10 protein-coding genes are annotated in these 15,932 nt (G+C 36.3%); 6 read left to right on the top strand and 4 right to left on the bottom strand.

The window, feature by feature from the left end; translation table 11 throughout:
* Window positions 1-81 precede the first annotated feature (81 nt).
* Window positions 82-1,620, bottom strand: a complete 1,539-nt coding sequence (locus tag N0B16_RS12725; RefSeq protein ID WP_262991324.1) for a zinc-dependent metalloprotease — start codon at window positions 1,618-1,620, stop codon at window positions 82-84.
* A 69-nt stretch (window positions 1,621-1,689) separates the two neighbouring features.
* The gene (gene radA / locus N0B16_RS12720) at window positions 1,690-3,039 is read right to left on the bottom strand and encodes a DNA repair protein RadA (RefSeq protein ID WP_262991323.1); all 1,350 of its coding nucleotides are present in this window, start codon (window positions 3,037-3,039) and stop codon (window positions 1,690-1,692) included.
* A gap of 108 nt (window positions 3,040-3,147) precedes the next feature.
* Between radA and N0B16_RS12715 the strand changes: the two genes are divergently transcribed.
* The 3 genes from N0B16_RS12715 to yidC all read left to right on the top strand — a co-directional run bounded on the left by N0B16_RS12715 (window position 3,148) and on the right by yidC (window position 7,487).
* Window positions 3,148-3,717 (top strand): YceI family protein, encoded by a 570-nt coding sequence (locus N0B16_RS12715; protein ID WP_262991322.1) that lies wholly within the window; start codon window positions 3,148-3,150, stop codon window positions 3,715-3,717.
* A 190-nt stretch (window positions 3,718-3,907) separates the two neighbouring features.
* Complete coding sequence (pyrG, locus tag N0B16_RS12710; protein WP_262991320.1) at window positions 3,908-5,515, top strand: CTP synthase; 1,608 nt, start codon at window positions 3,908-3,910, stop codon at window positions 5,513-5,515.
* 178 nt (window positions 5,516-5,693) lie between these two features.
* On the top strand, window positions 5,694-7,487 hold the full coding sequence (yidC, locus tag N0B16_RS12705; protein WP_262991319.1) for a membrane protein insertase YidC: 1,794 nt from the start codon (window positions 5,694-5,696) through the stop codon (window positions 7,485-7,487).
* Between the two features lie 58 nt (window positions 7,488-7,545).
* Here the strand turns inward: yidC and rnhB are convergent, their stop codons facing one another.
* Complete coding sequence (rnhB, locus tag N0B16_RS12700; protein WP_262991318.1) at window positions 7,546-8,130, bottom strand: ribonuclease HII; 585 nt, start codon at window positions 8,128-8,130, stop codon at window positions 7,546-7,548.
* A 132-nt stretch (window positions 8,131-8,262) separates the two neighbouring features.
* On the opposite strand from rnhB, the gene N0B16_RS12695 reads away from it, so the two are divergent.
* The 3 genes from N0B16_RS12695 (at window position 8,263) to argS (ending at window position 14,964) form a co-directional block, all read left to right on the top strand.
* Entirely contained in the window at window positions 8,263-11,292 is a 3,030-nt protein-coding gene (locus tag N0B16_RS12695; protein ID WP_262991317.1) for a SusC/RagA family TonB-linked outer membrane protein, read from the top strand.
* Between the two features lie 11 nt (window positions 11,293-11,303).
* On the top strand, window positions 11,304-12,755 hold the full coding sequence (locus N0B16_RS12690) for a SusD/RagB family nutrient-binding outer membrane lipoprotein (RefSeq protein WP_262991316.1): 1,452 nt from the start codon (window positions 11,304-11,306) through the stop codon (window positions 12,753-12,755).
* A gap of 124 nt (window positions 12,756-12,879) precedes the next feature.
* Window positions 12,880-14,964 (top strand): arginine--tRNA ligase, encoded by a 2,085-nt coding sequence (argS, locus tag N0B16_RS12685; RefSeq protein ID WP_262991315.1) that lies wholly within the window; start codon window positions 12,880-12,882, stop codon window positions 14,962-14,964.
* A 36-nt stretch (window positions 14,965-15,000) separates the two neighbouring features.
* Here the strand turns inward: argS and N0B16_RS12680 are convergent, their stop codons facing one another.
* A complete protein-coding gene (locus tag N0B16_RS12680) occupies window positions 15,001-15,930 on the bottom strand; it encodes a YihY/virulence factor BrkB family protein (protein ID WP_262991314.1) in 930 nt (309 codons plus the stop codon).
* Window positions 15,931-15,932 lie beyond the last annotated feature (2 nt).

Raw genomic sequence — 15,932 nt, 5'->3', positions numbered from 1 at the left:
ACTGCAAGATACCATATAAATTAAAATCCTCCGAATAAAAGTAGATTATTCGGAGGACTTCATTTTATGAAAATAAATAAATTATTTAATGATAAACTTCTTGCTTCCAATGAACGAATTATTTTCACTGTACACACTTAGAAAATATTCTCCTGAAGAGAGCCCGCTCAGATTGATGGTTTTTTTATCGGTTGTCAAAACAATCTGTCCTACAGGATTGATGATTTTAAACCTGTATTTTTCATCATTTTTTATCCAGATATTGATTTCTTCTTTTGCAGGGTTCGGATAAATCGTAAAATCTTTTACTTCATTATTTTTGATTTCAAAAGTGCCCAATCCTGAAGTTGGCATAAACTGTGAAACAACACAGGCAAAACGGACAAAACCATACGCCTCGTTAGAAGGGTTGAAGTCCCCGATAGGAATTCCGGTGGGGGCGCCATTGTAATTAATAGAAGGATTGGCCCATCTGTTAATTCTGGTGCAGTTGATTCCGCTGTCTGCACATTCGTCATTATACGCCATAATGGTTCTCCAACGTTGAGAGTTGGTACTTGAAGCACCGGCTGCGACTGCAATCTGATTGCTGTATCCATGATGATGTTCACAAGGCAACGCGCTTGAGCTCACATACCAGTCATGATTTAGACCCATGTTATGACCCATCTCGTGAGAAAGGGTATAATTGGATACTACACAGCTGTAGATAGATACCGTGAATGCTGAATTTGCAGAGTAATTGCCAGGATTGGTATTTAAATATCCCAAGCCGCAGGTTGAAGTAGGCGTTGAGGTGATTAATCCACAAAGATCTGCTCCGTATGTTGCTCTTAAGGTATGGATGTCATCCATAAAACTATCATTGGTGGTTCTGAATCTGGTTAAATCGGTGTTGATATCTCCGGATTCTGTGTATGCAACTTCTCCGGCATAGACTAAATTGATCGCCACATTAGTAACTCCGGAATTTATAAGTGCGGTATTAAAATTGGTGATAGCCGTCGCAATGAAAGAATTACTTTGTGCATTGCCACCCCATAAAGTTCTTGCTGCAGGAGTAAAAACAACCATTACATCAATCGTGGTAGCGGGACAGATAGGAGAGGTGTCTAGACAGACATTGGCATTGACTTTCTGTGAAATTCCAGATTCATTCAGTATAAAATCACTTTTAGCATCCTGGTTAATCAATCCAGATTCATTTACTGAAGAAACCGCAAATATATTACCTTCCGTTTGATGAAACATCACTTTTTCACCTGTTCCGGATGCGTACATTCCTGTTACAATATTGTCGTATTTCGATAAAACCAGTTCTGCTTTTGCATCGTTTTCAATGGTATATACAAAAGATTCGCTTTTATTGCTGTAGGTAAAAGTTTTGCTGAACTGAGCTTTGATTTCTTTATTATCCGGTAAAACAATTTGTAAATCAGATTTTAAATCGAAAGAAGGCTGCTGGTAATACTTCGTTGAAACATAAGTGGAAGCCAGGTTTGTACTGATTTTCTGATGGGCATTCAGACTGTTTTCAGAAACGGCATGCTGAAAAATTTTGTTCTGCCCGAAAACAAAAACAGCAGAAAATATAACAAGAAAGGTAAATTTAATTTTCATAAAATTATATTAAAAATGTTGAAAAACAAAGATATACATAAGAATGTAAACTTAAAATGAATTTATGGGTTAAAACAGACGATCATGAAAATCTTCAATTTTGCTTACTTCTTCAATTTTAATTCCGTATTTTTTCTTCGGAATTTTATTGAGATTGGAAACAAATATTTTCTCATACCCCAGCTTTTCAGCTTCAGAAATTCTTTGTTCGGCTTGTGCAATCGGTCGGATTTCTCCACTTAACCCGATTTCTCCTGCAAAACAAAAATGTTCCGAAATGGCAATATCCTCATTGGATGAGAGGATAGAAGCGACAACGGCAAGATCCAAAGCAGGATCGTCGGTCTTGATGCCTCCTGTAATATTGAGAAAAACATCTTTTGCACCTAATTGAAAACCAGCTCTTTTTTCCAGTACGGCAAGAAGCATATTCAGTCTTTTGGCATCAAATCCTGTGGAGCTTCTCTGTGGAGTTCCGTATACCGCAGTACTTACCAGAGCCTGAATTTCGAGCAGCATGGGGCGATTTCCTTCCAAAGTTACCGCAACAGAATTTCCGGAAAGTTCTTCAAATTTTTTGGTAATTAAAATCTCAGAAGGGTTTTTGATTTCTTTCAGACCTTGAGAAACCATTTCATAAATCCCGATCTCGGCAGTAGAGCCAAAACGGTTTTTATTGGCCCGTAAAAGCCTGAAAAGATGATTCCGGTCACCATCAAAATTCAAAACGACATCCACCATGTGTTCCAAGACTTTCGGACCTGCAATCTGTCCATCCTTAGTAATATGTCCCACTAAAAATACCGGAACATTGTATTCTTTAGCATATTTAATGATTTCATTAGAACATTCTCTGATCTGGGAAACGGTTCCAGGAGAGCTTTCAATCAGCTGAGACTGTAACGTTTGTATAGAATCGATAATGACGAAATCGGGTTCTAATTTTTTAGCCTCATGCAGAATTTTTTCTAGGGAAGTTTCGGTGTACAGAAAACAGTTGGGGTTTTGTACTTCTGTCAATCGGTCGGCTCTCATTTTAATCTGAGAAGCACTTTCTTCCCCGGAAACATAGAAGATCTTTTTCTTCATCTTTAGGGCAAGCTGCAGAAGCAGGGTAGATTTGCCGATTCCGGGTTCTCCGCCAATTAACGTAACCGAGCCTAAAACAATACCGCCTCCCAGAACACGGTTGAGCTCATCAGAAGGGGTTTTAATGCGCGGCTCTTCGCTGGTTTCTACTTCTATAATATTGATGACGTTTTGTTTACCTTTTGAAAGAGATAAGCTTTTTTGTGGAGTTTTTTCTACAATTTCTTCCACTAAAGTATTCCACTCGCCGCAATTTTTGCATTGCCCCATCCATTGAGAATATTGCGATCCGCAATTTTGACAGAAATATGCTGTTCTAAGTTTTGCCATACTGTAAAATTATAAAAACTTTTTAAAATTTCAGACTCAATAAATTCTTATCATACATCAATGAATGTCAATATATTATCAATTATATTTGCATCATAATTTTTAAACATGAAAAAAATAATATTAAGCTTTGTATTTGCTTTTGTAAGCATCATCGCCTTCGCACAGTCTACCTGGAATGTAGATCCTATGCATTCTTCTGTTAATTTTAACATCAAACATATGGGGATCAGCTTTGTACAGGGAAGATTTGATAAGTTTGAGGGAAATGTAGTGACTCCGGGAGCTGGTTTGGATAATGCTAAAATGTCTTTCTTGGTAGATGTAAATTCTATAAATACAGGCGTTGAAATGAGAGACACGCATTTGAAAAGTGCAGATTTTTTTGCGGGTGAACAGTTTTCTGCTATAAAATTTCAAAGTATTTCTCTGACGAAAGGTAAAAACAATATGTATACCCTTAAAGGAAATCTTACGATTAAAGATGTCACTAAAGAAATCAGTGTTCCTGTAACCTATGGCGGAATAGCAAAAAACCAACAGGGCAAGGAAGTGATGGGTTTCCAGACCAGTTTTACGGTCAATCGTCTGGATTATAATATTAAATATGATCCTACCGGTGCAGGAGTTGCCAAAGACGTTGAGGTGAATCTGTATTTTGAACTGGTGAAGCAATAATTTTTATATATACAATTTGGTTTAAGGGAAGGTTTTCAATTTATTTTGAAAACCTTTTTTATTAAGAATGATCAGAGCGAATAACCCCTACATTATTTAAATCACCGCACGACACAGACTTCTCTAAATTTAAAAATCTAAAAATTGCTTTGCTTTGCTTTTTCCCCTAACTTTGCACAAACCTAATCTAATGAGTAAAAAGAATACAAAGTACATCTTTGTGACAGGAGGTGTAACTTCATCTTTGGGAAAGGGAATCGTTTCTGCTTCTCTGGGACTTCTGCTAAAATCACGCGGCTTTAATGTAACGATCCAAAAATTAGATCCTTACATCAATATCGACCCGGGAACGCTGAACCCTTATGAACACGGAGAATGCTACGTTACCGAAGATGGTGCGGAAACAGATCTGGATTTAGGCCACTATGAGCGTTATCTTGATGCTCCAACTTCTCAGAATAACAACGTAACGACCGGGAAAATCTATCAGACCGTCATTGAAAAAGAAAGAAAAGGAGACTTTCTTGGGAAAACCGTGCAGGTTATTCCTCATATTACCAACGAAATCAAGCGCAGGATTAAAATTCTGTCTAAGCAAAACTACGATATTATCATCACAGAGATCGGCGGAACTGTAGGAGATATTGAATCTTTACCCTATATAGAAACTGTTCGTCAGCTGAAGTGGGAATTGGGTGAGAAAAACTCGATGGTGATTCACCTTACTTTATTGCCGTATTTGGCTTCCAGCGGAGAATTAAAGACAAAACCTTCTCAGCACTCTGTTCGTCAATTGATGGAAAGCGGAATTATGGCTGATGTTTTAGTCTGCAGAACAGAACATAAAATCCCGAAAGACCAAAGAGCAAAATTAGCGCAGTTCTGTAATGTATCCTTAGATAATGTAATCGAATGTAAAGATCTGGAAACCATCTATGAAGTACCGATGTATCTTCAAAAGCAGAATTTTGATGAGGTGGTGATGAAAGGCCTGGATCTGAAAAGTGATAAAGAATCTGATCTGAAAGAATGGAAAACTTTCCTTAAAAAATTTCAGAATCCTAAAAGAACCGTAGAAATCGCTTTGGTAGGAAAATATATTTCTCTCCAGGATTCTTATATCTCTATCGCGGAAGCTTTCAAACATGCAGGTGCAGATCTGGAAACCGAAGTGAAAATAAGATGGGTATACAGTGGTGATTTAACCCAGGAAAACATTAAACAGACATTAGACGGAGTGTGCGGAATTCTGGTAGCACCTGGTTTTGGCGACAGAGGAATTGAAGGAAAGGTTCTTACCGCAAAATATGCAAGAGAAAATAAAATTCCGATGTTGGGAATTTGCCTCGGAATGCAGATTATGACGATAGAATTTGCCAGAAATATTCTCGGACATTCAAAAGCCAACTCGATGGAATTTGACACCTCCACTCCGGATCCTGTGATTTCAATCATGGAAGAACAGAAGAATGTAGTAGATAAAGGAGGCACAATGCGTCTCGGAGCCTGGAAATGTTCGCTGAAAAGCGGTTCAAAATTACATGATATCTACGGCAGTAAACATATATCTGAAAGACACCGTCACCGGTACGAATTCAACAGTGAATATCTTCAGGAATTTGAGAAAAATGGTTTTGCGGCAACCGGTACCAATCCTGAAACCGGTTTGGTAGAAGCACTCGAGCTTGCAGATCATCCTTTTTATGTGGGGGTACAATACCATCCGGAATACAAAAGCACCGTGGCAACACCACATCCTTTATTCCGCGCATTTATTAAAGCTTGTGAGCAGAAGTAAGGTAAATCTATCATTACAAACGTCATAGATAAACTCAGGCTGATGATTATCAGCCTGAGTTTATTATATAGTAATCTATAAAAGATGGAGTTTTGATAAAAAAAACAGTATTTTTGTCGACTCAAAATAAGTAGCATGCTACTTATTCTTTAAATAGTAAAATTTTAATTAAAATAAAATGCAACAGAACAACGGACTCGATAAAAGTCAGATTATTAGTTTTGCGGTTTTATGTTTGGTCCTCTTCGGATTTATGTTTTATTTCCAGAATAAACAGCAGAAAGAAGAACAGGTAAAAGCTGGACAGACAAAAACAGAACAGGTTAAAAATGCCGTAAAACCAACTCAGGCAACTAATATCAATCCTAATGTCACGCCAAATGCCATTAAGGTTTCAAATCTTTCAAATAAAGAGCTGAATCTGGAATTTTCAAGTCTGGGAGGCCAAATCTCTAAGGTCGAGCTATTGAAATACAAAGCGTATGACCGCAAAACCGATAAAGCAGATCTTTCGCTTAATCTGATTACTAAAAATAATTCCAATTACGGGTTTCAGTTTAAAGACAAAACCGGGAAGACAATCAATACCAAAGATTTGGTCTTTTCACCTTCTGTAAGCGGAAATACGGTAACCATGACCGCCAATTATAATGAAGCGGTGATTCAGTTTATCTATACCTTAAAAGATGAATATACCGTAGATTTTAAAGTAAGAAGTCAGGGCTTGGCAAAAGTAACTTCCGATACGAAAGCTGATTTTATCTGGGATTACAGGGTAAGAAATTTAGAAAAAGGAAGAGCTCAGGAGCAATCGCATTCAGAATTTTCTTATGCATTTAATAATTATAAAGACTATGATTATGATGGAAGAACGACGATGGAAGAACCCGATGAAACGCTAAACTGGGTTGGAGTAAAGCAGCAGTTTTTCTCTTCTGTTATTGAAGCGAAAAATGGTTTCACAAAAAGTACAGGAAATCAGGAAGCTTTTGAAGAGGGAGAATATTTAAAAAAACTGGATTATGCAGGCCAGGTACAAATGACAGGGAATGAGCTGAATCAGGATTTTAACTGGTATTTTCTGCCGTTGGATTTAAAATTATTAAAAACGTACGATAAAAACTTCGACGATATTTTACCATTAGGCTGGTCATTTATCGGGTGGATGAACCGCGGATTCTTCATGCCGATGTATAATCTTATTGCATCCTGGGGAATTACAGCGGGTTGGGTGATTTTCTTAATGACGATCATTGTAAAGCTTATCTTATCGCCAATTATGTACAAGCAGCATAAACTGAGTGCAATGATGAAAGTGATCCGTCCGGAAATTGACGAGGCCAATGCAAAATTTAAGGATGCAGATCCTATGAAAAAACAACAGGCAACGATGGAAATTTACCGGAAAGCCGGAGTGAATCAAATGGCGGGATGTTTGCCGGCACTCGTTCAGATTCCTATTTTCTATGCATTATTCCGTTTCTTCCCAAATTTTATTGATTTAAGAGGACAGGGATTCTGGTTTGCCAAAGACTTAACAGCATATGATGATTTGATTAAATTACCAATGAAAGTACCGTTTTTAGGAGATCATTTAAGTATTTTCGCAATTGCGTGTACCATTGTGATTTTGATCTATACCGTGATGACTTCAGGAAATATGCAGCAGCCACAACAGGAAGGGATGCCGAATATGAAAGTATTGATGTATATTTTCCCGATTACATTTTTATTCTTCCTGAACACTTCAGCTTCAGGTTTATCATGGTATTATTTTGTATCAAACGCGATCAATATTTTAATCATTTTTGTCATTAAATATATCATTCTGGACGAAAAGAAAATTCATGCTCAGATTCAGGCCAATAAAGAGAAGCCAAAATCTGAGGGGAAATTCCAGAAAAGGATGAGAGAAATGATGGAAAAAGCTCAGGACCAGCAAAAAGCGGTAGAGCAGAAGAAAAAGAAATAATAGACTAAAAAAAAGAGAAGCACAACTGCTTCTCTTTTTTTATTGATATCAGTAAAGATTAATCATATTTAAGCCTGAATGACTGCCTGTGATGTTTGGTAGGCCCATGTTTAATTAAAGCTTCCTGATGCTGTTTGGTAGCATATCCGAAATTGGTGTTCCAGCCATATTCAGGATGCTCCTCGTGAAGCTGAATCATAAGCTGGTCTCTATAGTTTTTTGCCAGGATAGATGCGGCAGCGATAGACAGTATTTTAGAATCTCCTTTGATGATACATTCATGAGGAATAAAATTGTAGGGATGAAATCTGTTGCCGTCTACTAAAATAAATTCGGGTCTTATTTTTAACTGGTCTAGAGCCAGATGCATCGCATGAATACTTGCGTTTAAGATATTATGCTCATCAATTACCGTCGGAGAGAGTTCTGCAATTGCAAAGCACACTGCATGGTCTTTTATATAGCTGTCAAGGCTGATTCTTGTTTTTGCATTAAGCTTTTTAGAGTCATCAATGAGATCCTGTTCAAAATTTTGATCTAAAATAACCGCAGCAGCTACAACGGGACCGCTCAAACAACCTCTTCCCACCTCATCACATCCTGCCTCGATGTAAAATGTAGACCATTTTCTTATTAATTCCATAAAAATTAACATTTTTGAAGCTGTAAAATTAATAAAAATATAATCTATATGGATAAAATAGTATTTTTTTATCTTTTTATTTTGAAATATCAATAAAGTTTTACAACTTTGTTAACACTAAATTAATATAATATGAAGAAACTAACAGCAGGTATATTACTTGTAGTAATGTCATCGTCTTTTATTGTTGCTAACGCACAAACAAAACCAGGTGATACCTTAAAAACACAAGAAATTGAAGGTGTAGTTGTTACTGCGCTTGGGATTAAGAGAGAAAAGAAATCCTTAGGATACGCTACTCAAGAAGTAAAAGGTGAAGATGTAAATAAAAATCCGACACCTAACTTTCTAAACAATTTATCAGGACAGGTTGCTGGGATGGATATTAAACAAAGTACAAACTTTGGAGGATCTATCAATGTTGTTTTGAGAGGCTTTAAATCCTTTTCAGGAACAAATCAGCCATTATTCGTTGTAGACGGAGTTCCGATTATCAACAACAATATCAATACTTCCAGCCAGACAACTGGTCGGTATGGGGTTGATTATGGTAATGCGGCTTCGGATATAAATCCAAACGATGTAGAAACGATCAACGTGTTGAAAGGTGCCGCCGCCGCTGCTTTGTATGGTTCCCGAGCTGCAAATGGAGCGATTATTATTACTACGAAAAAAGGTAAAAAAAACCAAAAAGGAATCGGTTTAGAATATTCCAGTTCGATAACAATGTCTACTATCGACAGATCGACCTTTCCTAAATATCAAACTGAATATGGAGAAGGATATTTCGGTGAAGATGAATGGGGAAGTTATAATGGAGGACTTGCTGTAGGCTTCGGAAGTGATGCGTCGTATGGACCGAGATATGATCCAAATTTGTTGGTATATCAATATGATGCATTTATACCGGGATCTCCTAATTTTGGAAAAGCAACTCCATGGACAATGGCTAAAAATGGTCCAATAACGTTTTTCAAAAATGCAACCAACTTTACCAATAGCCTTTCTCTTAGTGGAGCAAGTGATGTGGCAACGTATAGAATCAACTATACCAATTTGGATGCGACAGACATTATGCCGAATAGCTCTTTGGTAAAAAATAATTTCGGAGGTAATGCATCTTATAAAATAACAGATAATTTAACGGCTTCATTATATGCGAATTATATTACACAAAAAACAAGAGGTCGTAATGATACCGGATATAATGGAAATATTATGTCTGGCTTCAGACAATGGTGGCCAACCAATGTTGATTTGAAGCAGCAAGAAGACTTTTACAATATATCTCATCAAAATTATACATGGAATATTACTGATCCTACCGATCTTTCTCCACAATATTGGGATAATATTTATTTTCAGCGCTATCAAAATTATCAGAATGATTCAAGAGACAGATTTAGTGGAAATGTTGCTTTAAGCTATGATGTCTCAAAAGAATTAAATTTCTTAGTAAGATTAAGTAACGATAGCTACAGTATGACTACTGAAGAAAGAAAAGCAAACGGATCTGTTCCTAATATTTTTGGATTAAATATCAACACTGCTCAACCTTCGGGATATAATATAGGTAATTACAGATTATCTGAAAGAAATTATGACTTTATAGGTACTTACAAAAAAGATCTTACAGAAGATTTAAATTTGAATGCAGTTTTAGGAACCAACATCCGCTATAACTCTTCCTATTCAGATGTACATTCTACTGTAGGCGGTTTGAGCGTTCCCAACTATTTTGACATTTCAAATTCTAAAGAACGACCTCTTAATTTAACCAGTGATACCAGCAAACAGGTCATAGGTGTTTTTGGACAAGCAAGCTTGGGATATAAAAGTACTTATTATATCGAAGGAACAGTACGTAGAGATCAGACAACCGCATTGTCGGCTGGGCATAATGTATACTGGTACCCTTCGATTTCGGGAAGTGTTGTGTTTTCAAACTTAATCAAAGCACCATGGTTGAGTTTTGGTAAAGCACGTGCTAACTATTCAATTGTAGGAAATGATACAGATGCTAATCAGTTAATAGATACTTATTTAGCAGGCTCTCCATTTGGCAGCTTACCTACTTATCAATTTAACGGTATCTTAAAAAATCCAGATCTAGTAGCTGAGAAGCTAAAAAGTATGGAATTTGGGATAGAAACTTCTTTCCTTAAAAACAGAATTGGATTTGATGCAACATGGTATAAGAATGATTCGGAAAATTTAATTTCAAATGTATTGGTTTCATACGCATCAGGAACTACATTACAAAAGCAAAATATTGGAAATTTGAGAACAGAAGCATTTGAACTTTCGTTACGATTGACTCCAATTAAATCTCAAAATTTTTCCTGGAATTTAGTAGCAAACTGGTCTAATCCTAAAACAACTGTTACAGCACTTAAAGGTGGAGTAGATAACTTAGCTTTACAGACCAATACTTCACAAGGTGGAGTTACTTTAAATGCTCCTGTAGGAGGATTATATGGAACAATTTACGGTTCTGATTTTATATATTCACCAGACGGACAGAAAGTAATCGATCCTGATACAGGTGCTTATCTTAAAACAACAAGTACCAATAATAATTTGGGAAGTTATCAGGCTAAATGGTTCGGGGGTCTACGAAACACGGTTAGTTATAAAAACCTCTCTTTAAGCTTCTTAATTGATGCCAAACAAGGGGGTAAAGTATTTTCTTTAGATCAGTCATATGGTTATGGAACAGGACTTTATCCAGAGTCGGCAGGGCTTAATGATTTAGGAAATCCTGTGCGAAATACTTTAGCAGAAGGTGGTGGGGTTATATTACCGGGTGTAATACAGAATTCTAACGGAACTTATTCGGTAAATAATGTAAGATTAGACAAATCACAGTCTAGTCAGGTTCTTAATACCGATCCTCCTGCTGCTGCATTTGTGTATGATGCAAGTTATGTAAAACTAAGAGAAGCATCAATTACGTACTCATTGTCAAAAGAAACTTTAGGCTCTAAATTTATACAAGGGATGTCATTTAGTGTTATCGGCAGCAACCTTTGGATTATTCATAAAAATTTACCCTATGCCGATCCGGAAGCAGGTTTGTCTTCAGGGAATTTACAAGGATACCAATCCGGAGTTATGCCAACAACGAGAAATTTCTCATTTAATGTAAAAGTTAATTTTTAAAAAAAAGGAAAATGAAAAAAATCATAATAATACCGATATTATTAGGGACATTATTAGTCAGTTGTTCAACAGAGGATATTAATACTGACCCCCATTCAGCGTATACAACCATTCCATCTACTCTAGTTACCAATGCTCAGAAAGAATTAAGTGATTATGTTAATACACCAAGTGTCAATGAAAATAATTTTAGATTGACAATGCAATATTGGCAGGAAACAACTTATGTGGAAGAAAGTAACTATAATTTTACAAACAGAAACGTTTCCAACCAGATTTATATTGATAATTATGTAAATGTACTGAACAGTTTGGTTAAAGCTAAAGATTTAATAAATGCTTATCAGCCTGTTCCTTCGGAAGTACTTACTTGGCCTACGATTAAGAAAAATCAGTTGGCTGTAATTGATATTATGCAAGTATATACTTATCAAAATCTAGTTGATACATTTGGGAATATCCCATACTCTCAATCAAACCAGCTTGGAAATAATGTTGCACCTGCATACGATAATGGTGCAGATATTTATACTAATTTGATTACAAGATTACAACAGGACATTGCGAGTATTGATGTTACAGGTGATCTTAATTCTGCTTCCGATGATTTTTCTTCAGCAGATTTGTTCTATTCAGGGGATCTGGATTCTTGGAAAACTTTTGGTAATTCTCTTTTACTTAAATTAGGAATTGCGATTGCAGACTCTAACCCTACATTAGCTCAGCAAACTGCAACTACTGCAATCAATAATGGGGTAATCACATCATCTGCAGATGATTGTAAGCTTCAATATTTAACAGGTTCACCTAACTATAGCCCAATTTATGAAAATGTAAAAGCCAACAACAGAAATGACTTTGTAGGAGGTAAAACATTAATTGATTATATGAATGCCAATAACGATACAAGAATATCTAAGTATTTTAAACCGGTAGGAACTACGGGCAATTATATCGGACAAGTTATTGGGCAACCTGCTTCTTTTTCTCAATTTTCTGCACCTGGAACATTTGCCTATACTACTACTACACCTGGAATTTTAATGAATTATACGGAAGTAGCATTTTATCTTACTGAAGCAAGTGCTCGTTGGGGGATCGGAGGTAGTGCAACTACAAATTATACCAATGCGATTACTTCATCATTTGCAGATTGGGGAATTAGTTCGGATGCTGCAGCATACATTGCAGCTCATCCCTATAATTCTGCAAACTGGAAACAGTCAGTGGGTACCCAAGCCTGGGTAGCTATGTATAATCAGCCGTTAACCTCTTGGAATTTCTGGAGAAGACTAGATTTTCCGGCATTACAGCCAGCGACCGCGGCGACCATTAACAGTGTTCCTGTTCGCATGGCTTATCCTGCAAGTGAATATCAAACCAATGCAGCAAATGTAGCTGCAGCATCTTCAGCCATCGGAGGAGATTTGCTAACCACAAAAATCTTCTGGGATAAATTCTAATGCAAACAAATTTTTAATATATTTTGACCGCCTTCGGGCGGTTTTTTTATTTCCGTATATTTGTATTTCAAAGTGAGAGATGAATAAGGTTATTCTATAAAACCTTTAAAAAATAATTTAGACCATGAATATTAAAGATAGTATTGAAGAAAAATTGGCTGAAGTCATTCTGAATGTATATCAGCTAAAAGATATTAATTTGGAAATTCAGGAAAACAAAACAGAATATGAAGGAGATTTTACCATCGTTACATTTCCTCTGGTAAAACAGCTGAAAAAAAATCCTGAAACCATAGGAATGGAGTTGGGACAAACATTGACCACACAGACAGATTTGGTTGAAAGTTTCAATGTCGTAAAAGGGTTTTTAAATGTAAAGGTGAAAAATCAGTTTTTTGTTGATCAGTTTAAAGCGGTTTATGATCAGCTGGAAACCATCCACAAGAAAAATTCTTCGGTAATGGTAGAATATTCTTCACCCAATACCAATAAACCTCTGCATCTAGGCCATGTCAGAAATAATCTTTTAGGTTTTTCCGTTGCACAGATTCTTAAGGAAGCGGGATATGATGTTATCAAATCACAAATCATCAACGACAGAGGAATTCATATCTGTAAATCAATGTTGGCCTGGGAAAAATTCGGGAACGGTGAAACTCCTGAAACGACGCATATCAAAGGCGATCATTTTGTGGGAAACTATTACGTTGCGTTTGATAAAGAACTGAAAATACAGACGCAAATGATCTATGAAGATTTCCGGGTTAATCAATTTGATCAATTTGATACCCCAAAGAAAAATGAAGTACGGGCTTTAAATGAAAAAATAAAGATTCTAGAAGCTAAGAAAAAAGAATTGCTCCAGGCATTAGATTTATCACAGCTGTCAACACTTCACGGAGAGTTTGATAAGCAATTTAAAATTACATTAGAGAACGATTTATTAATTTCTACAGTTGCCAAGAAGGTAGAGGATATTTTTGATGAACAAGAATTGGAAATTATTAAGCAGCAGTCTGGAACTTTTGTACATATTTTAAAAGATGTATTAGATATTGAGGGTAAAATTGAAGCTGAGAAATCTAATATAAAAGAAATTTGTAAACCTGAAACAGAAATCATGAAGGAAGCTCAGAAAATGCTTCTTGATTGGGAAAATGGAGACGAAAATGTAAGAAACCTATGGAACAAAATGAATTCGTGGGTATACAAAGGGTTTAATGAAACGTATCAGAGATTAGGAGTAGATTTTGATCAGGTGCAATATGAGAGCAATACTTATTTATTAGGAAAAGACCTTATTCAGGAAGGTTTGGATAAAGGTATTTTGTATCAGAAAGAGGATAGCTCGGTTTGGTGTGATCTTACGGATGAAGGTTTAGATCAGAAACTTCTGCTGCGTTCAGACGGGACTTCAGTATATATGACGCAGGATTTGGGAACGGCTGTTGAGCGGTTTAAAGAAAATAATATTCAGAAATTAATTTATACGGTTGGAAATGAGCAGGACTATCACTTTCAGGTTTTATTTAAAATCCTCCATAAATTAGGCTATTCTTGGGCAGAGCAATTGTTCCATTTGTCATACGGAATGGTAGAGCTTCCGGAAGGTAAAATGAAATCCCGTGAAGGAACGGTAGTCGATGCAGATGATCTGATGCAGGAAATGTACGATACGGCAAAACTGAAGTCCCAGGAATTAGGGAAATTAGAAAACCAGTCTGCAGAAGAAAAAGAAGCATCTTACGAAGCGATAGGAATCGGTGCTCTAAAATATTTCATGCTAAAAGTTGACCCGAAGAAAAAAATGCTCTTCAATCCGGCAGAAAGCATAGAATTTAACGGAAACACAGGCCCTTTTATTCAGTACACGTATGCACGTATTCAGTCATTAAAAGCAAAAGCAGATTATAGGTATAAGGAAACTTCTGATGTTGTTCTGAATGATTTTGAAAAAGAACTGGTTATGCTTTTGGCCAATTATAAAACGGTAGTAGAAAAAGCGGCTGAAGCATTAAGTCCGGCTTTGATTGCCAATTATGTGTATGATCTGGTGAAAGCGTATAATTCATTTTACCAGAGCAATGTCATTGTAAAGCTTGAGGATGAAGAGGTAAAACAGTTCCGTCTGAATCTCTCTGATCTTACAGGTAAAGTTATCCAAAAATCTTTACATTTGCTGGGAATAAAAACGGTTAACAGAATGTAAATAAAAAAGCCTCTTCATAAAGAGGCTTTTTTATTATTATTTATTTTCAGACTCTACATGCTGACTGTCTTTATACAGTTTTGAATTGCTCCACTTTGCATGTTTTGAAGGGACAATTTTATACCCTTTTCTGTAGGTATACACCTTTGTAAATTCGGCCCCGAAAAAAATAAGCATGCAGGAATAATTGATCCACATCATAATTAAAATAACGGTTCCGGCAGCTCCAAAAGCGGAAGTAGGTTTTAATTCACTAAAATATAAACTCAGCAAGAATTTACCAAGCGTAAACAGTACCGAAGTAAGTATAGCTCCTTTCCAGACCGATTTCCAGCTTATCTCTACATCGGGCAATACCTTAAACATTAAAGCGAAAAGCAATACAACAATGCCAAAACCGATGGTGAAATTGATAATTTCTACAATAAGATAAGTTTCCAGACCAAAATAATTGGTGATAAAATTATTAAACAGGCTGATTAATGACGATAAAACCATCGTAATCATCAATAAAAAACCTAAAATCAAAATCATTCCTAGAGAATTGGCCCGGTCGAGAAGAAATTTCACCAAAGCTTTTTTCGGAGCAGCTTCTACATCCCAAAGATTGTTAAGAGATTTTTGCAACTGGAAAAACAGGGTAGTAGAACCAAAAACAAGTGATCCAATTCCCACGATTTTCATAAAAATATTTTCTTTATCAATCAATGCTCCGGCAATCATATCCTGAATGCTTTTGGCGACATCTTTTCCCATCAGTCCGCTGATTTGTGAAGTAATTTGTCCGCGTATCGCTTCTTCACCAAAAAAATTTCCGGCAATCCAGATGATAATAATCAGCAATCCCGGAATTGAAAAGATAGCATAATATGCTAAACTAGCCGAGTCATTAGATGCGGAAGAACTGTTCCATTCTGCAAAAGCTTCTTTTAAAGCCTTCCAAAAAAACTGAATTTCTTTTATCATAA

The sequence above is a fragment of the Chryseobacterium gilvum genome, assembly GCF_025628965.1.
Classification (GTDB): Bacteria; Bacteroidota; Bacteroidia; order Flavobacteriales; family Weeksellaceae; genus Chryseobacterium; species Chryseobacterium gilvum.
Note: the sequence above shows the minus strand (reverse complement) of the source record. Positions and strands in the feature narration are given on the sequence as shown.